The sequence below is a fragment of the Megasphaera vaginalis (ex Srinivasan et al. 2021) genome (assembly GCF_000478965.1).
GTDB classification, from domain to species: Bacteria; Bacillota; Negativicutes; order Veillonellales; family Megasphaeraceae; genus Megasphaera; species Megasphaera vaginalis.
This window is the reverse complement of the sequence record NZ_AWXA01000062.1, coordinates 92122-112940: the sequence shown is the minus strand read 5'-3', so window position 1 is coordinate 112940 and position 20819 is coordinate 92122. Positions and strand designations below refer to the sequence as shown.

General features: G+C 48.2%; 19 protein-coding genes and 3 tRNA genes. 1 reads left to right on the top strand and 21 read right to left on the bottom strand.

Annotation, left to right across the window (positions count from 1 at the left end):
- The 17 genes from rnfB to HMPREF1250_RS10565 all read right to left on the bottom strand — a co-directional run bounded on the left by rnfB (nt 1) and on the right by HMPREF1250_RS10565 (nt 17629).
- Nucleotides 1-858, bottom strand: a complete 858-nt coding sequence (gene rnfB / locus HMPREF1250_RS10640; RefSeq protein WP_023054681.1) for an RnfABCDGE type electron transport complex subunit B — start codon at nt 856-858, stop codon at nt 1-3.
- Nucleotides 859-882: 24 nt separating this feature from the next.
- Nucleotides 883-1458: an electron transport complex protein RnfA gene (locus HMPREF1250_RS10635; protein ID WP_023054603.1), complete on the bottom strand. Its 576-nt coding sequence runs from the start codon at nt 1456-1458 to the stop codon at nt 883-885.
- The gene (gene rsxE / locus HMPREF1250_RS10630; protein ID WP_023054707.1) at nt 1458-2090 is read right to left on the bottom strand and encodes an electron transport complex subunit RsxE; all 633 of its coding nucleotides are present in this window, start codon (nt 2088-2090) and stop codon (nt 1458-1460) included. Before rsxE ends, HMPREF1250_RS10635 begins: the two co-directional genes overlap by 1 nt.
- A gap of 2 nt (nt 2091-2092) precedes the next feature.
- Complete coding sequence (locus tag HMPREF1250_RS10625; RefSeq protein ID WP_023054666.1) at nt 2093-2644, bottom strand: RnfABCDGE type electron transport complex subunit G; 552 nt, start codon at nt 2642-2644, stop codon at nt 2093-2095.
- 1 nt (nt 2645) lies between these two features.
- Complete coding sequence (locus HMPREF1250_RS10620) at nt 2646-3701, bottom strand: RnfABCDGE type electron transport complex subunit D (protein WP_023054622.1); 1056 nt, start codon at nt 3699-3701, stop codon at nt 2646-2648.
- Nucleotides 3702-3727: 26 nt separating this feature from the next.
- Entirely contained in the window at nt 3728-5065 is a 1338-nt protein-coding gene (gene rsxC, locus HMPREF1250_RS10615; RefSeq protein WP_023054661.1) for an electron transport complex subunit RsxC, read from the bottom strand.
- 667 nt (nt 5066-5732) lie between these two features.
- Nucleotides 5733-7349 carry a CTP synthase gene (locus tag HMPREF1250_RS10610; RefSeq protein WP_023054621.1) on the bottom strand — a complete coding sequence of 539 codons (1617 nt, stop codon included), beginning with the start codon at nt 7347-7349 and terminating at the stop codon, nt 5733-5735.
- Between the two features lie 65 nt (nt 7350-7414).
- On the bottom strand, nt 7415-9079 hold the full coding sequence (gene argS, locus HMPREF1250_RS10605) for an arginine--tRNA ligase (protein WP_023054703.1): 1665 nt from the start codon (nt 9077-9079) through the stop codon (nt 7415-7417).
- Nucleotides 9079-9507, bottom strand: coding sequence for a DUF1934 domain-containing protein (locus HMPREF1250_RS10600; RefSeq protein WP_023054595.1), 429 nt, complete (start codon nt 9505-9507; stop codon nt 9079-9081). Before HMPREF1250_RS10600 ends, argS begins: the two co-directional genes overlap by 1 nt.
- A gap of 76 nt (nt 9508-9583) precedes the next feature.
- Nucleotides 9584-10315, bottom strand: a complete 732-nt coding sequence (locus HMPREF1250_RS10595) for a TIGR03915 family putative DNA repair protein (RefSeq protein WP_023054624.1) — start codon at nt 10313-10315, stop codon at nt 9584-9586.
- Nucleotides 10312-11574 carry a putative DNA modification/repair radical SAM protein gene (locus tag HMPREF1250_RS10590; protein ID WP_023054700.1) on the bottom strand — a complete coding sequence of 421 codons (1263 nt, stop codon included), beginning with the start codon at nt 11572-11574 and terminating at the stop codon, nt 10312-10314. The genes HMPREF1250_RS10595 and HMPREF1250_RS10590 overlap by 4 nt, the downstream gene beginning before the upstream one ends.
- Nucleotides 11575-11769: 195 nt before the next feature.
- Nucleotides 11770-11928: a hypothetical protein gene (locus HMPREF1250_RS11680; RefSeq protein ID WP_023054647.1), complete on the bottom strand. Its 159-nt coding sequence runs from the start codon at nt 11926-11928 to the stop codon at nt 11770-11772.
- Between the two features lie 104 nt (nt 11929-12032).
- The gene (locus HMPREF1250_RS10585; protein WP_023054600.1) at nt 12033-13268 is read right to left on the bottom strand and encodes an FprA family A-type flavoprotein; all 1236 of its coding nucleotides are present in this window, start codon (nt 13266-13268) and stop codon (nt 12033-12035) included.
- A 118-nt stretch (nt 13269-13386) separates the two neighbouring features.
- Nucleotides 13387-14634: a hypothetical protein gene (locus HMPREF1250_RS10580; RefSeq protein ID WP_023054610.1), complete on the bottom strand. Its 1248-nt coding sequence runs from the start codon at nt 14632-14634 to the stop codon at nt 13387-13389.
- Between the two features lie 23 nt (nt 14635-14657).
- On the bottom strand, nt 14658-15317 hold the full coding sequence (locus HMPREF1250_RS10575) for a hypothetical protein (RefSeq protein WP_023054667.1): 660 nt from the start codon (nt 15315-15317) through the stop codon (nt 14658-14660).
- Nucleotides 15317-17035, bottom strand: a complete 1719-nt coding sequence (locus HMPREF1250_RS10570) for a DUF2157 domain-containing protein (RefSeq protein ID WP_023054612.1) — start codon at nt 17033-17035, stop codon at nt 15317-15319. Before HMPREF1250_RS10570 ends, HMPREF1250_RS10575 begins: the two co-directional genes overlap by 1 nt.
- Before the next feature lie 147 nt (nt 17036-17182).
- Nucleotides 17183-17629 (bottom strand): universal stress protein, encoded by a 447-nt coding sequence (locus tag HMPREF1250_RS10565; RefSeq protein ID WP_023054655.1) that lies wholly within the window; start codon nt 17627-17629, stop codon nt 17183-17185.
- Between the two features lie 413 nt (nt 17630-18042).
- On the opposite strand from HMPREF1250_RS10565, the gene HMPREF1250_RS10560 reads away from it, so the two are divergent.
- Nucleotides 18043-19488, top strand: coding sequence for a sodium:proton antiporter (locus tag HMPREF1250_RS10560; protein WP_023054611.1), 1446 nt, complete (start codon nt 18043-18045; stop codon nt 19486-19488).
- A gap of 115 nt (nt 19489-19603) precedes the next feature.
- Here the strand turns inward: HMPREF1250_RS10560 and HMPREF1250_RS10555 are convergent.
- From HMPREF1250_RS10555 to speE, 4 genes are all read right to left on the bottom strand, one after another.
- A tRNA-Lys gene (locus HMPREF1250_RS10555) sits at nt 19604-19679 on the bottom strand.
- Between the two features lie 5 nt (nt 19680-19684).
- Nucleotides 19685-19759 (bottom strand) — tRNA-Gln (locus HMPREF1250_RS10550).
- A gap of 3 nt (nt 19760-19762) precedes the next feature.
- Nucleotides 19763-19838 (bottom strand) — tRNA-His (locus HMPREF1250_RS10545).
- Between the two features lie 96 nt (nt 19839-19934).
- A complete protein-coding gene (speE, locus tag HMPREF1250_RS10540) occupies nt 19935-20783 on the bottom strand; it encodes a polyamine aminopropyltransferase (protein WP_023054605.1) in 849 nt (282 codons plus the stop codon).
- Nucleotides 20784-20819 lie beyond the last annotated feature (36 nt).

Below are 20819 nucleotides of genomic sequence, written 5' to 3'. Positions count from 1 at the left end.
TTAACCTATTTTCTGTTCTGCCGTTTCAGATTTTGCAGCACTTACATAAGCGGCGATAGCACCTGTCGGACATTTAGGAACACACGTCGGCTCTTCACAAATGCGGCAAACTTCCGGATCGACGATAGCCAGATGATCGACGACCTTGACACCGCCTTCATGCGTGCAGTTGCGAACGCAGAGACCGCAGCCTATACAAGCGGCGGAACATGCTTTTTTAGCCACTGCGCCGGCATCTTTAGAGCTGCAGCTTACGCTGACTTTGGCACTAACAGGCAACAACTCAATGACATGATTCGGGCAGACACTGGCACATTTCCCACAGCCTGTGCAAAGTAACTTGTCGACCAGCGGAAGACCGTTTGTCCCCATGGTCATGGCATTGAACGGACAGCTGCGTACGCAGTTTCCGAACCCGAGGCAGCCGAATTTACAAGATTTGGGCCCCTGCTGAATCTGTTTGGCAGCGGCACAGTCATGAACACCTTTGTATTCATAAGCTAATTTGGCAATGCCGTTACCGCCGCGGCAACGAACATGGGCAAACTTTGCTTCCGAAGCTTCTGCAACCTTGCCCGTCAATTCGGCAACGATAGCGGCAACTTCCGCTTTGCCGGGCACACAAAGATTGGGCGCGACATCCGGATCATTGACTACAGCTTCCGCGTATTTGGCGCAACCGGCAAAACCGCAGGCCCCGCACTGCCCTTGCGGCAAGGCTTCCTTTACTTCACCGATAAGCGGATTTTCTTCCATAGCGAATTTCTTATCTGCCAAAGCGAGGACGAAGCCAAAAACGATACCGACGCCAACCATGATGACAACGGCCATGATCGAAATAAATAAAGTTTGATTCATAATATCTGTTCAGCTCCTTTACGCTTACAACATGCCTGAGAAGCCCAAAAATGCGAGGGATAACATACCGGCTACGATGAAAGCGATAGGGGTCCCTTTAAGGGCATCCGGTACATCTGCAAAGTCAAGTTTTTCACGAGCGCTGGCCATTAAAATCAGGGCCAAAGCAAACCCTATACCGGAACCGACGGCAAAAACGATATTTTCGATAAAGTTATAGTTATTCGTAACACTCAGTACAGGAACTGACAATACGATACAGTTGGTCGCAATCAGCATCAGGTAAATCCCCCACATATTATACAACGTAGGCGATTCCTTTTTGATGATAATTTCCAGAAGTTGTACGAAACTTGCGATCAAGACAACAAAAGTGATGGTACGCAAGAAAGTCAGATCAAAGGGAACTAAGATAAAGTTATAAACCAGCCAAGCAAGAATTGTGCTCAATGTAATGACAGAAGTTACGGCAAAGCCCATACCGATAGAAGCGTTGAGGTTCTTGGATACGCCGAAGAAAATACACAACCCTAAAAACTTGGTCAAGACGAAGTTGTTAATCAGTACTGCACCGATAAACAATGTAAAATAGGCGCCCATTATCCTTCACTTCCTTTCAGTTCTTTCAGCAGTTTTGCTTTTTCACGGGACTGGTTGTACATCTTGATACCGGCCATAAGGAAACCGATAAGCATAAAGGCTCCAGGCGGTAAGGCCATGATCAAAGCGGGCTGATAGGCAGGACCGAATAATTCAACGCCGGCAAAAGTGCCGTTGCCGATAATTTCGCGGATAACGGAAATAATAAACATGGCGATGGTAAACCCGACGCCCATGCCCATACCGTCAAGGAAGGAGACGACGATACCGTTTTTAGAAGCGATCGATTCTGCACGGGCAAGAATAATGGCGAAAACGACGACCAAATCGAGATATACGCCAAGGGCTTTATACAGATCAGGTGCAAAGGCCTGCAGGAACAATTGCACACAGGTAACAATCGTGGCAATACAGGTAATATATACAGGCACACGTACTTTTTTATTAATCGTCTTACGAATGATAGATACCACAACGTTATTGGAAGTAATAACGAACCATACGGTCAAGCCCATCGTCAAACCGTTGATAACGCTGGTAGTAACAGCCAAACCAGGACATAAGCTCAAGGCCAGAACGAAGTATGGGTTTTCTTCAATGACGCCTCTGCTGAATACTTTCCATAAGCTCATAATCAGTTACCTCCTAACTGTGCTGCTTTTTCGACAGCCTCTTTGACACCCAAAGTAACTGCACGGGAAGAAATCGTAGCACCCGTCATAGCCTGAATATGTTTCGTGTCGCTATGGTCTTTCGTAACTTCCAAGGCGTCGATTTTCTTTCCCTTGAACTGGCCGCGGAACGGATCTTTAGCCGCGCGGTCACCGAGACCCGGTGTTTCATTGGCTTCAAGCATCGTATAATCCATTACCGCACCGTCAGAGGAAACGGCCGTCAACATCTTGATCGGTCCGCCGTACCCTTTCGGTTCCGTCGGAATGATAAAAGCGACCTTCTGTCCGCCTTTTTGGGCAATGAACGTATCTTTTTCATTCGCTACCGGCACAAACGAATCAGCCGTCGGCACCAAAGCTTTCATCGACTCCTGTTTCATCTGTTCCGCTTTTACTTTCGCGATCGGCCCTGTAACAAAATATACGGCGCCGATGATACATCCTGATACCAAACAAGTCAGGATCAGGTTGAGAGCAATCTTGAAAATGCTGCTTCCTGTAGTTTCTGACATTTTAGTTCGCCCCCTTTGCCTTTACTGAACCAAAGATGCGTGGTTTTACCAAACGGTCAATCAACGGTGTAACGGCATTCATCAACAAGATGGAGTAGCAGACACCTTCAGGATAACCGCCGAGAAGACGAATAAGGACCGTGATCAGTCCTGCGCCGAGAGCAAAAATTATCTGGCCTTTCAAAGTAATGGGAGCCGTAACCATATCAGTCGACATAAAGAATGCACCGATGATCAGACCGCCGGCCATCATATGAAAAAGGGGATCGCCGGAGAAAAGGCCCGTGCCTAAGGTTACGCCGCCGAAAATCCACATCATAATACCGACGGTGGCAATCATGACAACGGGAGCCTGCCATTTGACATAGCCTTTATAAATGAGGAAAAGCCCGCCAAGTACCAAGAGAACAGTTGAAGTTTCCCCCATCGAACCGTTGCGGAATCCGAAGAATAAGCTTTGGTACATAGTAGCCGGATCGCCGCCGAACAATTGGAGCAGCGCATCGTGACCGCCATGTTTCAAAACATTGAGCGGCGTAGCGCCGGCAACGCCGTCCACGACAGTTCCGTTCACCTGTGTCCACGTCGTCATGGCAACAGGCCAGGAAACCATCAAGCCGGCACGGCCGACATGCGCCGGATTAAACAGGTTATACCCCAATCCGCCCATCGACTGTTTACAGACCACAATAGCCAGGAAAGAGCCGACGATGCACATCCACCACGGCAGAAGCGGCGATACGCACATGGCCAAAAGAAGGCCGGTAATAACGGCACTGCCGTCTTTGATCGTAATTTTTTTGTGCAATAATTTTTCCCACAAATATTCAAAGACAACAGCCGATACAATGGAAACAATGATATTGATTAAAGCGTTCATTCCAAAATAATATACGCCAAACGCGGCAGCCGGTACCAAAGCCGCTACAACGCTCCACATGATTTTGGAAATCGATTCATTACAACGGACATGCGGTGAAGATGATACAGTAAGTCTGACTTCCTGTGTGCCGCTCGCGCCCGCTCCGTTTGTCTGTCCTTTAATTTCTGGACTCATCTATTATCCCTTCTTCCGTTTATGACTTAGGCCTTGGCTTCCGCTTTGGCTTTTTCTGCTTGCTGCATAGCTTTCACTTGCGATTTCGCATTGCGGATATACTGTACGATGTTCCGTTTAGCCGGACAAGTAAATACGCAACTGCCGCATTCCACGCAATTCATGACACCGTATTCCATACATTTGTCCCACGCCTGGCAAGCAGAGAAGATACTTAATTGGCTGGGAATCAGCCCCATCGGACAGGCATCGACGCAACGTCCGCAACGAATGCAGGGATCTTCGACGCCAACCTGACATTTTTCAGGAGACAAAGCAACGATACCGGAAGCGCCTTTAGTGATGGGAACATCAAGCTGATATTGCGCCAATCCCATCATCGGGCCGCCGCCGATAACGCGATCCGGTTGCTTGGAAAAGCCGCCGCAGTAATCTAACGCATATTGGAACGGGGTCCCGATGCGAAGGAGCAGATTCTTCGGTTCGGCAATGCAATCTCCAGTCACCGTCGTAACACGTTCAATAAAGGGAATGCCATGACAAACGGCATCGGTAATAGCACAGACCGTGCCGACATTACTGACGACGCAGCCGACATTCATCGGCAAACCGCCCGGTTCGACTTCTCTTCCCGTAACGGCTTTAATCAGCATTTTTTCCGCGCCTTGCGGATATTTCGTCGGCAAAGCTTCAACGCTGACTTCAGGAATATCTTTAAAGGCTTCTTCCATAACCTTTACGGCGTCCATTTTATTATCTTCAATGCCGATGAACCCCTTGGTAACTCCTAACGCCTTCATGCAGATCTGCACGCCTGTAGCCAATTTATCCGCCCATTCGAGCATGGCACGATAATCGGCAGTTAAATACGGTTCACATTCGGCAGCGTTGACGATAAAGGTGTCAACAGGCTTATTCGGTGTCAATTTAACGTGCGCCGGGAACGTCGCACCGCCGCAACCAACAACACCGGCAGCCTTAATCAAGTCAATAATTTCCTTGCCGTCAAGCTGTTTCCAGTCATGTTCAGCAGGAAGACCTTCGACCCATTCGTCTTTTCCATCCGCTTTAATGACGACCGCCATACATGTAACCATCATGTTATGCGGCATAGGGGCTACCTTGACAACGTCACCGGAAGTCGAAGCGTGAATATCAGCGTGCAAAAATGCATCGCTGGTCCCTATGAGCTGCCCTTTCTTAACGTGGTCGCCAACCTTGACTGTCGGAGTACAAGGTGCACCAAAGTGCTGACTCATCGGGATGACTACTTGTTCCGGTACTGCCGGGGCTTCTATTGCTTTGTCCTTTGCATAGATTTTCCCATCGTCAGGATGGACCCCACCGATAAAGCTTTTCATCATCAAAAATCACCTCATTAATCTATTTAATGAAAATAATAAAAACAGTAAGCAATAACTCTGACGGAACTTACAACATGAGTCCGCTATAAAAAGCGTCCATCTCTGAAACGAATCCGACACCTACGTTTCTTCCATTGTATCCCGTCAAGCGCTTATCCATCTGCCGGCGAAGACACGCCCCTTGCTTTTCAGGTTTTTGGATAAGAAAAAAGTTTTTTCGCTTATCCAAGCTGTCTTCTTCCATTCAATGTATACGCAAAAAGGGCCGATATGTACATAAAGGCACCCTTTCAGTCGTACCCATTATATCATTATATGTTTCAATATTCAATGTGAAAATTATCGCAAGCTAATCGTTTTAGCATAATTGATTCGCATTGTTTTTCAAGGATAATCAAAAAGCATACGCCGATCATATATAAATAATAATACACTCTTTCAGTATAAGTTTCTTCTTGCAAAGCACCGGCATATCCTCATCAATTGTGTTTCTTTCATGCTTATTTATTTGCAGGCAAACTTTAAGTTACCTCTGTAAAAAGAGAATTTTCTTTATAATTTAATATTCTGAGAGTTGCTGTTATTTTTTTCACATAATATCGTCAAAAATCATAAAAAGGAGGCATTCTGTATACAGAATGCCTCCTTTTGCGAGTATCAGCTGTATTTACCGGCGTTCTTCTTTTCCCTTCAAAGCCGCATTGATCAAGCCGCGGAAAAGCGGATGCGCCTTTGTCGGACGCGACTTAAATTCAGGATGAAACTGACAGCCCACAAACCAGGGATGATCGGGAATTTCAATAATTTCCACCAACCGATCATCCGGCGACGTACCGGAAAGAACCAATCCGGCAGCCGTTAATTCCGGACGGTATTTATTATTAAATTCCCAACGGTGACGATGACGTTCATAAATCAGCTTATCGCCATACACTTCATATGTCTTTGTTCCTTCCGAAAGCTTACAGGGATACACACCTAAACGCATTGTGCCGCCCTTATCGGAAATATCCACCTGATCGGGCATCAAATCAATGACCGGATAGGCGGCCGTTTCATTGAATTCCGAAGAGGTAGCGCCGTCCATACCGCACACGTGACGGGCAAATTCCATAACGGCACACTGCATGCCGAGACAAAGGCCCAAAAACGGCAGCTTATGCTCACGAGCGTATTGAATCGCGCGGACTTTGCCTTCAATACCGCGATTACCGAAACCGCCGGGAACAACGATCCCGTCAATATCCTTAAAGACATCTGCCATGGAAAGCGCCGGATTTTCCAAATATTCCGAATCAATCCAATGAATATTGACCTTTGCCTTATAAGCGATTCCCGCATGGCTCAACGCTTCGGCTACGCTCAAATAGGCGTCATGCAGAGCCACGTATTTTCCGACCAGCGCAATATCTACTTCTTTTTCCGTGTGGTAAATATCGTAAACCATCTTTTTCCAGTCATCCATGTCGCACGGCTTATCAGGCAGCGCCAGTTTATCCAGAACGATCTTATCCATGCCTTCTTCGGCCAACAACAGGGGAACCTCATAAATACTGTCAAGCGTCTTGTTTTGAATAACCGCATCTTTGTCAATATCACAGAAAAGAGCTAATTTTTCTTTCATCTCTTCTGAAAGCGGTTTCTCCGTACGGCAGACAATAATATCCGGTTGAATTCCAATGCTGCGCAGCTCTTTGACACTATGCTGCGTCGGTTTCGTTTTCAATTCTCCGGCCGCACCGATATAAGGAACAAGGGTGACGTGAATATACAGGACATCGTTACGTCCTACATCTTTGCGGATCTGCCGAATGGCCTCGAGAAAGGGCAGACTTTCAATATCACCGACGGTTCCTCCTATTTCGGTAATGACGACGTCGGCATTGTCTTCATCTCCTACACGGTAAACACGGTTTTTAATCTCATTGGTAATATGGGGAATAACCTGGACGGTATGTCCCAAATAATCGCCGCGACGCTCCTTTTGCAGCACGGACCAGTATATCTTCCCCGTTGTGACATTGGAATTCTTGCCTAAATTGATATCGATAAACCGTTCATAATGCCCCAAATCCAGATCCGTTTCCGTGCCGTCATCGGTGACGAAGACTTCGCCATGCTGATACGGACTCATCGTTCCCGGGTCCACATTGATATAAGGATCGAATTTCTGAATCGTCACTTTAAACCCGCGGTTTTTCAGCAGCCGTCCTAACGCGGCCGCCGTAATCCCCTTGCCTAGTGAAGAGACAACGCCACCTGTTACAAATATATATTTAGCCATTTTTCCTCCCTGTCGAGCCGCCGCTCACAAAAAACATTACTTCATCCGGTCATTGCCTTGTTCCGCTACATTTCCTTCGGCGCGGAAATGCCGAGAACCGCCAGACTGTTAGCGATCGTAATCCGGACTGCCGTAATCAGTGCTAACCTCGCCTTTTCCAGTTCTTTGTCGGATTGAATGATATGACACTGGTTATAGAAGGTGTGAAACAGTCCTGCCAGTTCATGAACAAAATGAGCAATACGATGCGGTTCTCTGTTGACAGCGGCCTTTTGGATCTCTTCGGGGAACGCCGTCATTTTCTTAATCAGCGCCAATTCCGGTTCTTCACAGAGCCGGCTCCAATCGACATCATCCCATGTATCCGGTACGGTGCCGCCTTTTTCCTCGATTTGCCTATACACGCTGTATATCCGGGCATGTGCGTACTGAATATAGTAAACGGGGTTTTCATTACTCCGCGACGTCGCCAGGTCAAGATCAAAATCAAGTTGCGTGTCGAGGGAGCGCATGATAAAGAAATACCGAGCCGCATCGGTGCCGACTTCTTCAATCAATTCGTTCAAGGTGATTGCCTGTCCCGTCCGTTTCGACATCTTAACGACTTCACCGTTGCGGAAAAGGCTCACCATTTGCAACAGCAAAATTTCCAACCGCTGCGGATCATACCCGAGCGCCGCCATGGCAGCCTTGACGCGCGCCACATAGCCGTGATGATCGGCCCCCCAAATATTGATCAATGAATGAAAGCCGCGATCATATTTATTCTTGTGATAAGCGATGTCGGCAGCCAAATATGTCGGTACACCGTTATCGCGGATGACGACGCGATCCTTGTCATCACCGTAAGCAGTCGAACGCAACCATAACGCACCGTCTTGTTCATAGACCTTACCGTCCCGCTTTAAAACGGCACATGCCGCTTCAATCGCCTGCGGATGCAGCGTCCGTTCGCTGAACCAACGGTCATAGTGCACATTAAAATGTTCCAAGTCACGTTTCAAGGCCTTCAGCTTTTCAGCATAAGCCCGATCTTTGAACAGTTCCAGCCTTGTCGCCTCATCCATCTCGAGATAAGCGGCGCCGTCCTGATCAATAATCGCCTGTGCCGTATCAATAATATCCTGCCCATGATAGCCGTTCTCGGGAATTTCCGCTTCTTTGCCGAACAGTTGCAAATACCGGGCGTTGACGGATGCAGCCAGATTATCCATTTGATTGCCGGCGTCATTGATGTAGTATTCCGCTTCAACCCGGTAGCCGGCGGCGCGCAATAAATTTACCAACGCACTGCCGTATGCGGCACCGCGGCCGTGACCGACATGGAGAGGCCCCGTCGGATTCGCGCTGACATATTCCACCTGCACCGTATCGTCAGCGCGCAGCGGCGCTTGACCATAGGCCGATCCGGACGCCAGAATGCCTTTCAACGCGTCGTATAAAACCGTATGATTCAGAAAAAAATTAATAAAACCGGCACCGGCCACTTCCGCTTTATTCAGCCAAGAATACTCCATATGGGAAATAATCGTGTTTGCAATATCGCGCGGCGACCGTCTCGCAATGCGCGCCGACTGCATGGCAATGTTGCTGGCAAAATCCCCGAATTCCTTCTGCGGCGGAACTTCCAGCAAAACAGCAGGATAATCGCCGTCCGGCAATTCCCCGTTCCGGACAGCTTCTTGCAAAGCCGTCTGAATTCCCCGCGTCAACAGTTCTTTCAATTCCATTACGATTTATCCTCCCGCACTGTAATCGTTACCTGATTATAATTCGCCCCGACACCTTCAATCGTGACATCAAAACCGAGACGGATCGTGCCGACTCCGTCCCGCAAAGCGACATCACATTCATACGTTTTCATCGTCACACCCATGATACCGACCGGAGTCTCATAAGTAGAACGGCTCTCCCTGCCGACAGCATACTCCTGCCGCTGCTTGAGACTTCCCAAGCGCAGCAGACAAACCGTACCGTCTTCAGGAATTTTGATAACCGTCGTAACGCCGGCCATGCCGGTAATTTCACTCTCTTCGTAAACAATATATTGCGCCCGGTCTTTAGCATAGAATTTCCCTTCCGAAACAAGCTCTAACGTGATCTCTTCGCCGTTCTCATTTCGTTGAATGCTCTCTACCGTCACCAAAACAGGTTTCACGCTATTCTACCTTTCCTCATAACAATCTAATGGTACTATTATATAACAACTGATAGGAAAAATAAACCGAAAAAAATCACTTCATTTCAATCAGATCGGGCCAATATTTATAAGGCATAAAAGAGCGCCGCAACAATTCATTGCGGCGTTCTTCAATCGCCGCGGTACGGTAATACCGTTGCCACAAGCTTTGCCAGCAAAGTTCTTCCGCCGCCAGATCAGGAGACCGTGAGCAGGGAATTTCAACGATAGCCGTTTCATGTTGTTCATACAACACGCCAACGCCGCGACGGCGATCGTGGATAATCCAACGCTCTTCGGGAAAACGGCGTATGAAATGCGGCGCCAAAAGAGGGACGACGGCGGCAGTCGGCGCAACAGGTCCATAGAGCATCCCGTCCGACAATTTCTGAAAACGAAGAAGTCCCAAAAGTTTATGTCGTTCATTCCCCGTCTTTTGCGCCCACAACCGCGTCTGCCAAATCAGCTCGTCACTCAAGTGCCGTCGCCAGGTCTGCCGCCAAGTAAAGAGCCGGCGGATATAATACAATAATACGGCCTCCCGTTCAGCCGTTTCCGCCAAAAAAGCGTAGTACAGAAAGTGCACCGCCTCCTTACCGCAAGACGCCTTCAGCCCCTGCAGAACGCGAACCGCTTTACCCGCATCGGTGCCGACTTCCTTCTCCTGCCCGAATAAAGGGCGCTCTGCATCGCTATGGATATGGCCGACATGCCGTATCCCGTCATGATAAGCATCAAAAACAGCGGTGAGAAAGCCGAAAAAAGTTCCGTCATAATGATAATTCACGAGGCACCTCCCGTTTCATCGAAAAGACTCACGGCTTCGTAAGCCCGAGAGGCTTCTTGCAGCAATAAGCGTTGGCGAACGGTCTCGAGGCGGTAAACGCCGCCATAATACTTACCTCGGCAGGTAATAAAATATTTTGCACGCTTAAAAATGATTCCGAACCGGCGCAGCGAATCATAAGAAAGCCATGCCGAACGGCGCGCCGCACAAATGCGGCGCGCCGAGAGAACGCCGATACCGGGCACGCGAAGCAGCATGTGATAAGACGCTTTATTGATCTCTACAGGAAAGCATTCGGGGTGCCGCAAAGCCCAGCAGGTCTTCGGATCAAGGCGAGTGTCAAAATCGGGTAACGCTTCCGATAATATTTCATCGGCACGAAACTGATAGAAACGCAGTAGCCAATCAGCCTGATAAAGACGGTATTCCCGTAAGAGGGGCGGCCGGGACGGAGCCGGTAACCGCGGATCCGTTACAGCCGGCACATAAGCGGAATAGTAGACCCGCTTCAACGACATCCGCCTATATAGGGCTTCAGACAACTGCAGAATCGTGCGATCACTGTCCGCCGTCGCGCCGACGATAAGCTGCGTCGTCTGTCCCGCCGGCACAAATGCCGGAACCTTTTTACTATGCTTTCGTTCCTCAGCCCGTTCCGCCGATCGCCGCTTCACTTCCCGCATCGGCACTAAGATCGTCTCTTTTGTCTTTTGCGGGGCAAGAAGCTTCAATCCGGCGGCAGAAGGCAATTCGATATTAATGCTCAGGCGATCAACGTACGAGCCGAGCCTGCTGATCAATTCCGGCGCCGTACCGGGAATTCCCTTCATGTGAATATAGCCGTTAAAACTATATTCATCTCGTAAGATACGCGCCGTTTCAATCAGCAATTCCGTTGTATAATCGGGCGAACGCCAGACGCCGGAGCTGAGAAACAGCCCTTCAATATAATTACGGCGATAAAACTGAATCGTCAACATCGCAATTTCGGCCGGCGAAAAAGCGGTCCGTTCCGTATCGCGACTGCAACGATTCACACAATAAACGCAATCATATATACAATGATTGGTCATTAATACCTTTAATAAGGAAATGCACCTGCCATCTGCCGACCACGAATGACAAATTCCGGATATGGCCCCATTCCCGATGCCGCCTGTCGTATTTTTTCGGGAACTGCCACTGGACGAACAGGAGGCATCATATTTTGCGGCATCGCTGAGCAACGCCAACTTCTTCTGCATCGTATCCCAGTCCATGATTCTACCTCTCTTTTTTTCTATCATAGCACAGCGTCGCGCCTCTTTCAAACATTTGTTCGCCCTTAGCACCCAAAAAACACCCTGCAGCAAGCTGCAGGGCATTTCTTCTTCATAAGTCGTTTTACCTTCAAAGGACGTGTTTCGAAACAACGCCGTTCACGATAACTGCAACGTCTCTCCTGTTTCCTACCGCTACAGTCCGAGGCCTTCTTTCAACTTGGCAAAAATTTTTTCTTCCTCTTCCGTCATGGGGCGTCCTAAGTCCAGATTCAATTCTTCTCCTGTATTCCTGACTTCACTTTCCTTATGAGCATCGCCGCTCTTGGCCGTATTATCACGGATGATCATCATATCGCCTCCTCAACATTCCGTTTCCTTATTATAACATTGCCGGCAACAATCGAAAAGGCTGTCCGTAATATAGAAAGACTGCCCTAAAGGGCAGTCTTTCTATATTATACCAAGGTATCCGGGTCGGGATATGCTTTGTAATCTTCGGAAATTTCATCAGCCATAGACTCAATAACACATTCTTCATTGTCCTGGAGCGACGACCTCATATCAATCGTTGTCGGGAAAAGTTCACAATTCTTGAAAACGTTTTCGACATAGTTTATCATTTCCTTATGCGCCACAGAACGCCAGCTATGACAACCCAATACTGCGATTTTTCGATTCTGGAAGAGAAGCGTGCTCATATCATGCAGCAAATTTTCCATAGGCAGGTACAGGTTCAAATTATATGTCGGCGCAGCCAGCACCAGATGACTGTATTCCCACGCCTTGGCCGAAATAAAAGACGGATGGGTTTTAGATACGTCATAGAGATGAATGTTCCGCACGCCCCGTTCGCTCAATTTCTGCGCCAAGACATTCACGGCACGGGCCGTATTTCCGTAAATTGACGCAAAAGCAATGAGAACGCCTTTTTTCTCCGGCTGATACTGAGCCCAATGAAGGTATTTATCAATAATATACTTAATCGTTTCAGGAGTGCGGAAAACGAGTCCGTGAATAGGGCAAAGGCAATCAATTTGCAAAGCCGCAGCTTTTTTCAGCACATTCATGACCTGAACGCCATATTTTCCGACAATATTTACATAGTAACGGCGGGCCGGATCAAGGTAATATTCATCAAAATCGACTTGATCGGCAAAGATGTTGCCGACAGTACCGAACATACCGAAAGCATCGGCCGTAAACAAAAATTTATCTGTCAGATCATAGGACATGAACACTTCAGGCCAATGAACCATCGGCGCCTTGATAAATTGAAGAACATGCTTACCCAGCTTTAATTGGTCGCCGTCTTTGATCGGTATGTAGTTATCCGGCATAGGATGACGATAGAACTGTTCAAAGAGTTGAAAAGTCTGGGCTTGACCGATGATCTTGACATCGGGATATTTTTCAATCAACGCCAGCGCAGAACTCGCATGATCCGGCTCCATGTGTTGAATGACAAAATAGTCCAACTTTCTCCCGTGCAGCAAGTATTCCACATTTTCCAAAAACTCGTCGCGGCAGCTTTTATCCATTGAATCGAGAAGACAAGTCTTCTCATCGTCGATAAAATACGTAATATAGGAAACACCTTCCGGAATCGGCAGAACCCGTTCAAACATTTGGGTGCCGAAATCGTTGCAGCCTACCCAATAAATACCGTTTTTAATTTCTTGTACACAATGCATGCTTCCAAATACCTCCTCTGTAATATCTACACGACATCTGCTACGTTACCTGATACCCGCTTTTTTTATTATATCATCTTTTTTTAATTCGTTAATATGAAACCAACGTTACGCCAGACTATTTTTCTTTTCCCTTTGCCGGCTGCGTTGTGTCATTGCCGCTCGAGTTGTCATCGGTATCACGGCTGCCGCTCTGATCATTCGAACCGGCGGACTTGCTGCGATTCGTCACCTTCGGCTGTACCTTCTTTTCCACTTTCTTGACGTCCTTTGAAGCGATCGTATTCGCCTCATCCACAATACGCTGCACCAATTCTTCCAGCGCCCCGCTGTCTGCTTCGGAAATCTTACCTTGATTATCCTGTAAAAGAGCTCGCGCCTGATCGGCCAACGAAGCCGCTTCGTTCCGCGCTTCGGCACGACTGAGCTTCCCCGCTTCATAGCGCCGATTCAGCTCCCGCAACGACGCCGACAGTTCCAGTGACTTACTCCGTACCTTGGACATGGTGATTTCCTTTTCGCGCTGCCGCTGTGATTCTTCTTCCTTCGCTTTTCGTTCTTCCTCCTGCTGCAATCGTTTCTCTTCTTCCTGTTGCTGTGCCACTGACTGCAAAGTCGACGACGTAATATGCGTACCGGCATAATAATCATACGCCATGTACCCTAAAATGAATACCGGCACCAAGAGCAAAAAGATCTCCACCGTCCGCATGCGCGACGCCTGCTTCCAGCTGATCATGTTCCGACGGCGGTGTTCCATCACCAATACGATACAAACAAACAATATAATGAAAAATAAAAGGCCGTAAATCGTTAACTTATGCCAAACCGTTGCCTGCAACTGAAGCCGGGCATTTTGAGTATTACTAAGTTTCCACGTATAGGTACTGCTCTGCTGATCACTAGTCGTACTGTTACTCTTTACCTGCGCACCGGAAGGAAAAGAAACGCTGTATTCCAGATCGCTGCCGTCTTCCGCCGTCGGCCGTCCCAGTTGGAGCCGACTCATGCTGCTATCGGTATACAGATAATCAATGTAATACATCGTACAAATCAAACCGTCGTGCGTTCTGTGAACGATTTTGTCTATAGAGCTGCGGTTCGCATTTTCCGTCGTAATCGTTTTCATGGCGCGAAAGCCTTCTCCGTTGCTGTTGCTGTAATCCATGATCATATAATCACGTTTTTGAAAATCATCAGCATCATCGCGCAGCGCTTTCTGCCCGCTGTCGCTGTCGGAAACTTTCAAAATATCCTGCGTTTCACTGCCGTCATCATGGATAATCGTCTGTGCCCGAAAGCCGGACAACAGCAGAAAAGCCAGGATTAATACAAACGACACCGCTATCTGCCAAGATCTCTTCATATACGCTATCACCTCCTCACCAGTTAAGATTCGTCCTGCGGCGGTACCATGCCGGGTTCGACAATGCGAATCTGCTGCCCTTTACTCTGAGCCGGCTGCTTACCGCGCCGCGTCGCTTCGACGGCTGCTCCGCTGCTGCATGATTCCAACGGCACACCGTTGACATACACCCCTTCGACAACGCCTTTGCCGCGCTTGATGCGGATGCTGGCAATAACACTGTCGGACGCGTTAATATCATAGATGCCGTCGCGCTTATCTGCAGCTATGCGATAGCGATCGAAAGGAACTTGAAACTGAACCGTGCTGCCGTCAAAGGCAACAGCCGTCGCTTCCATATAATCAGCATTACGTTGAGACGGTTTAGACGCGGAAGCGCCTTGTATCTCCATCAAGCCAGCCGCATCCCGGGAAATGGTGACATAAATCGTCTGCCCTTCTGCCGGCGGCACGTCGTCAAGCCATGCCGTCGTATCCTCAGGAAAGATGACATGAATATAGTCGGTACCGAACGGTCCCGTTTCCAGGCGCGGTAAGCACCGCCACTGATAGGGAATTCCGTCAACGGAAATATTATAATAACGCCAACTGAAATAAAAAAGCATTCCCATTTGCACGATGACGACGAAAAGGCAGAGCCCCAGCATGACCGTGCGATTGAAGAATTCCGTTACTCCTTTCATTATCGTCGCTCTCCTTCCTGCGACCACGGTGAATGACTGAACACCTTTTCCCGCTTCGGCGCAGCGCCGCTATTCGTCCAAGGCGACGTTGCACCGCCAGCCGGTGTTGCCGCGGAAGATGCGCTCCATGGCGATGGTTCGGCCTTTTTCCGTTCATCCCGTGAGCTGCTTTGCGAAAAAACACCTGAACCGCCTGCGGGAATATCTTCGGGAGAATGAAATACGGGTTCTACAAAAAGCGAACTTTCTGTTTTTCTCGGTATTACCGTGTCGACAGCCGTCATGCTTACCGAAGCCCCATCATCCAACTGCATCCAAGACGGCGCTTCCTCTTGCGTCGCTGACACGCCCGTTTCTCCATCCCGCTCATGTACGGCAGCCCGTTTCTTTTCTTTTCGCACAGACGTAACCGTTTTCGTCACATTCAACGAACGCCCGCTCTTTCCTTTTTTCCGCATCAGCCGTCTTCCTTGAATAAACAAAAGAAATAATACGGCCGCCGTTACAACAAGTACGGCCGGTGAAAATACACCGCCTGCCGAAATTGCGCAGACTAAAAGGACCAATACGATGATGCCGAAGCGAAGATGCCCCAGATGGCCCGGTTTCAAACCTTGAAGAAGCTCATATCCTCCGATAAAAATCGCATATACCGCGGACAGCAACAACGGCAGCGACGAATAAATGCCGCTGCGCACCAATAGTGTCTCGCCGCCTAAAAGCAGCGGAATCACGACATATAACAGCGGGCTCCAAAGAACCTTTTTCACCTCTTTGGCCAACAACCCGATCATTACGGCAAAAAGAGCCAACACCATTGCCGTCATTGTCCAATGAAACCCTTCAATGGCGGCAATGCCGTTCCAAACAGGGGGCAAACAAGAAAGCAGCAACGATCCGGCAGCGGCAAAGCGCCCGAACCAACGAAACGGCACCCCGTACGCTTTGTGAATATCGATAGAATATCCAATAAGCATCATAGTCACAGCCAGCGACGCTAACAGCAAAAAGGGAATATACTCTTCCGTTATCATCGCTATGCCGAATGACGTATACAGTGTAATAGTCATGAGCCAAGAGAAAACGGAAAGACGCAACTCATCCCCTTGCTTCATAAAAACGCCATAAAGCGGCAGCGGCAAAAGCAACAGAAACCACATAAACCCGACGCCGCCAGGTGCATCGACAAAGCCACTTAGAGAAACCCGCGCCAATACGGACAGACAATACACCAATACCCCCGCCGCCGCGCGAAGCAAATACACGGCAGGCAGTCCCAAAACAGCGCAAAGGGCTATGTATGACGGCGCATCCCAACCTACATAAAACGTTTGCTTAACGATTGCAAAGGCTACAAAAAGAAACAGGTAATGGACGACGGAACCGATTTCTCCCCGCAGAGACCCCTGTTGTCCCTGCAGCAGCAGAACCGCCGCTCCGACCTGCGATAACGCCAAAAGAACGGCCGCCAGTACCAAGCGGATGCCCGGTGTGAAATGAGCCCAAAACTCGGCAATGGCCCATGCCCCGATCACGCCGGCCAAAAGAATGCTGATGATCCCGATGATAACATGTAAAGAAAGAGCCATGCCAACCATCGGTTGAATCTCTTCCATCATTTGATGGCGAAGCTGCTTTTCTCCTTCAGATGTAAGCCAGCCACGGGAAGCCCATTCCTCAATGCGGCGTTCCGATCGTGCTTTCTGTTTATTCGTCATGATGCCATACCCTCCAGGCAAATAAACCGTCTCCATAATTTCCAAAAATTTATACAAATTTGCTTATATCAGTATATCATAAAACCGGCAAATCCCATACTAAAAAGGTCTCTCCTCTATCGGGAGAGACCTTTTTATAAGCTTAAATTATTTAACGATCATGGCAGGACATAAGGAATGAGTGACAACAAAACTGCTGACAGAGCCCATAAACAGTCCCTTTAACGGCCCCAAACCGCGACTGCCCATAACGATCAGATCGGCATTATACTTTTTGGCAACAGATAAAATTGCCGGCCCCGGAGATCCTACTTCAAAAACGGTCTTTACTTCTATATTCTGCCGAATCGCTTTGGCGCAGTCATCCAAAACATTCTTTCCTTCTTCCTCCATGTCCAGCGCTACCTGTTCGGTTACATAACCGCTGGCATTCGGTATTTGATCAAAATTGGAAATAACGGAAACAATATTCGCAACATAAACCAACGTAATCGTCGCTCCCAAAACGGATGCAATCGTTACGGCATGTTCCAATGCCCGTCTGGAATTTTCGGAACCGTCAGTCGGCACAATGATATTTTTATATTGTTTCATAATGAATCCCTCCTCGTGCACCTTTTTCGTGATATTAATAATATTCTATACTGAAGTTGAAATATCCTTCTTTATACTGCCGGTAATTTATCCGATTTTACAAATTTACAGTTTTTACAAAAAATGATACCGTTATTTCAACAGGATAACAGGCCCCTGAAACGGTCATCCCTCTTTTTACCGCCTGTCTTCCTTTTAAGGATAATTGCAAACTGACAGTGTAATCTTTACGCTCACTGTGATATACTGTTCTTGATTATTCAATATAAACAAAGCAACAATGCATTTTACATATCGACCGGTTATTCTCATTTCTGCCAACGCGGCTTTTCACCGGATTCCGGCTCCGTTCTCTTTACAACCGGATCAGTTCCTTCTATAATTTCCCTAGTGTTACAAGAAAGGTGGTTTTCATGAAGAACAACATTCGCACACTCATTTGTACCTTAACGGTCCTTCTCTGCTGTATCCCCGCAGTGTTCGCCGATGAAGGTACGCATCATCTGGTCAACCAGACCCTGCCTCTCTGGAGCATCATCCCCTTTGTCGGTATGTTGCTTTCTATTGCCATTATTCCTCTCGTAAAACCGGACTGGTGGGGAAAAAACATGCTTCTGGTCGCTCTGGGCTGGTCCCTCGTCTTCCTTGTCCCTTTTGCCATCGCTTACGGACTCAGCGAAGCCTGGTTCCGGCTCCTGGAATCGGTGCTGTTGGACTACATTCCCTTCATCGTACTTCTTTTCGGCCTCTTTGCCGCTGCCGGCGGCATTGCCGTCAAAGGAACGCTGGCCGGAACGACCAGGGTCAACGCAGCGCTGCTCTTTATCGGTACAATTTTAGCCAGCTGGATCGGCACGACCGGCGCCGCAATGGTCATGATCCGTCCATTGATCCGTGCCAACGAATGGCGAAAATATAAAGTGCATATAGTCGTTTTCTTCATCTTCCTGGTCGCCAACATCGGCGGCTGTTTAACGCCTCTTGGCGATCCGCCTCTTTTCATGGGCTTCCAGCGCGGCGTTCCGTTCACCTGGACATTTAACCTTTTCCCCATTTTAGTCTTTAATATGATCCTGCTTTTCGCCCTTTTCTATTTTATTGACAGGCACTACTACAAAAAAGAATTGGCCGAAGGTCGTTATCCCATTGACGAGTTGGCGGAAGAAGTAAGAGAACCGATCCGCATTGAAGGCTTGTACAACTTCATCTTCATCTTTATGATCATCATCGGTGTCGTTGCCAACGGTGTCTTACCGAAAATGATTCCGGCCTTCGCTGACGGCGCCGGTATTCCCGTTTTTGACGAAATCATTTTCCCCTACGCAACATTGGTCGAAATTATCATTATCCTTGCAGCATCCTTCTTATCGTTAAAAATGACGAAACAATCCACGCGGGAACTAAACAGTTTCTCTCATGCGCCGATCCTTGAAGTCGCCAAACTATTCATCGGTATTTTCATCACCATGATTCCGGCTTTGATCTTCTTGAAGACGCACGGAGCGGAGCTCGGTCTCAATCAGCCGTGGCAAATGTTTTGGGCCGCCGGCGCGTTATCATCCTTTTTGGATAATACGCCGACATATTTGGTATTTCTGCAGACTGCCGGCGCTTTGGGAGCAACATCGGGCATTGCGACCACAGTCGGTACCGTCGCCGTGCCGATGCTGGAAGCGATTTCTGCCGGCGCCGTTTTCATGGGAGCCAATACGTACATCGGCAATGCACCGAACTTCATGGTAAAATCAATTGCTGAAGAAAACGGCATTAAGATGCCCAGCTTTTTCGGTTACATGGGTTGGTCCTGTGCAATTCTGATTCCAACGTTTATCATTGACATGCTCGTCTTTTTCTTATGAAAATAAAAAACAACAGGCTGTGCCGTCGGCACAGCCTGTTGTTCTTTCGTATCGAAAACGGGGCAGAAAAGCAAAAGAAGAGAACGCCGTCATCACGGTCATCCTCTTCCCGTATTGGTGATCCACCCGAGATTCGAACTCGGGACACCCTGATTAAAAGTCAGGTGCTCTGCCAACTGAGCTAGTGGATCATACCTGGCAGGGGTAGCTGGATTCGAACCAGCGCATAGCGGAGTCAAAGTCCGGTGCCTTACCACTTGGCTATACCCCTGTATGGGGCGAGTATAGGGACTCGAACCCTAGCGTAACGGAGCCACAATCCGCCGTGTTAACCACTTCACCATACCCGCCATATACCTACATTCCGATGCGCAAGACAAAACCTTACAGACTATCGGTAACGTAGGTAATTCTATCATCATTCAAATACTCTGTCAAGGGTATTTTTACCGTGCCTTGGCACCATACAACAAGTCTTTAACAAAGTTCGGCAAGACAAACGCGCTGCGTTGAATGCCTTCATTATAATATCTGGTCGCAAACGACCGCCGCCGACTTGGCGTCCATTGCAAGGGATCATAGTGCTTCGATCCCAGCGTAAAGCAGTGCATGCCGCTCGGATACAGAGGAATAAAGGCGGTATAAAGACGGGTTACGGGGAAAATATCGGATACGCAAGAAAAAACGTCTTTGACCAGTTTCTGATGCATAAACGGAGATTCCGTCTGCTGCACAAAAATACCGTCTGCCGTCAACGCACTGTACGTGTCTTTATAGAAATCATAGGTGAAGAGGCCTTCACCGGGACCGACAGGATCGGAACAGTCGACGATAATGACATCATAATAATTTTTCGACTGTTTCATATAAGCGATGCCGTCTCCTACCTTGACTGTCAACTTCGGATCGTCTTCCAGCATGGCCCGAGAGATTTCCGGCAAAAATTCTTTTGCCAGTTCAATGACCTTGCCGTCGATATCGACCATCGTCACCGTTTCCACTTCAGGATGCCGTACTGCTTCACGGGCAGCGCCGCCGTCACCGCCGCCGATGATAAGGACGTGTTTCGGATTGGGATGCAAAAATAGAGGAATATGGACGATACTTTCATGATATATGAACTCATCCTTAATTGATGTCTGAAATACGCCGTCCAAGACCAGCATTCTGCCGAACTCCTTCGTATCGGCAACGAGAATATCCTGAAAATCGGACTTACCCCGATATAAAATTTCCGTCACTTCTGCCGACAGATCCAGATACGGCGATTGATGTTCCGTCACAAACTCTTTCATTGCAGTTCCTCCTTCAAATCGTAATGAATGGTTCTT

Excerpts from the sequence above, each read along its gene's own strand:
- rnfB (WP_023054681.1), bottom strand. The coding sequence starts at position 858 with ATGAATCAAACTTTATTTATTTCGATCATGGCCGTTGTCATCATGGTT.
- HMPREF1250_RS10635 (WP_023054603.1), bottom strand. The coding sequence starts at position 1,458 with ATGGGCGCCTATTTTACATTGTTTATCGGTGCAGTACTGATTAACAAC.
- rsxE (WP_023054707.1), bottom strand. The coding sequence starts at position 2,090 with ATGAGCTTATGGAAAGTATTCAGCAGAGGCGTCATTGAAGAAAACCCA.
- HMPREF1250_RS10625 (WP_023054666.1), bottom strand. The coding sequence starts at position 2,644 with ATGTCAGAAACTACAGGAAGCAGCATTTTCAAGATTGCTCTCAACCTG.
- HMPREF1250_RS10620 (WP_023054622.1), bottom strand. The coding sequence starts at position 3,701 with ATGAGTCCAGAAATTAAAGGACAGACAAACGGAGCGGGCGCGAGCGGC.
- rsxC (WP_023054661.1), bottom strand. The coding sequence starts at position 5,065 with ATGATGAAAAGCTTTATCGGTGGGGTCCATCCTGACGATGGGAAAATC.
- HMPREF1250_RS10610 (WP_023054621.1), bottom strand. The coding sequence starts at position 7,349 with ATGGCTAAATATATATTTGTAACAGGTGGCGTTGTCTCTTCACTAGGC.
- argS (WP_023054703.1), bottom strand. The coding sequence starts at position 9,079 with ATGGAATTGAAAGAACTGTTGACGCGGGGAATTCAGACGGCTTTGCAA.
- HMPREF1250_RS10590 (WP_023054700.1), bottom strand. The coding sequence starts at position 11,574 with ATGGACTGGGATACGATGCAGAAGAAGTTGGCGTTGCTCAGCGATGCC.
- HMPREF1250_RS11680 (WP_023054647.1), bottom strand. The coding sequence starts at position 11,928 with ATGATGATCATCCGTGATAATACGGCCAAGAGCGGCGATGCTCATAAG.
- HMPREF1250_RS10585 (WP_023054600.1), bottom strand. The coding sequence starts at position 13,268 with ATGCATTGTGTACAAGAAATTAAAAACGGTATTTATTGGGTAGGCTGC.
- HMPREF1250_RS10580 (WP_023054610.1), bottom strand. The coding sequence starts at position 14,634 with ATGAAGAGATCTTGGCAGATAGCGGTGTCGTTTGTATTAATCCTGGCT.
- HMPREF1250_RS10575 (WP_023054667.1), bottom strand. The coding sequence starts at position 15,317 with ATGAAAGGAGTAACGGAATTCTTCAATCGCACGGTCATGCTGGGGCTC.
- HMPREF1250_RS10570 (WP_023054612.1), bottom strand. The coding sequence starts at position 17,035 with ATGACGAATAAACAGAAAGCACGATCGGAACGCCGCATTGAGGAATGG.
- HMPREF1250_RS10565 (WP_023054655.1), bottom strand. The coding sequence starts at position 17,629 with ATGAAACAATATAAAAATATCATTGTGCCGACTGACGGTTCCGAAAAT.
- HMPREF1250_RS10560 (WP_023054611.1), top strand. The coding sequence starts at position 18,043 with ATGAAGAACAACATTCGCACACTCATTTGTACCTTAACGGTCCTTCTC.
- speE (WP_023054605.1), bottom strand. The coding sequence starts at position 20,783 with ATGAAAGAGTTTGTGACGGAACATCAATCGCCGTATCTGGATCTGTCG.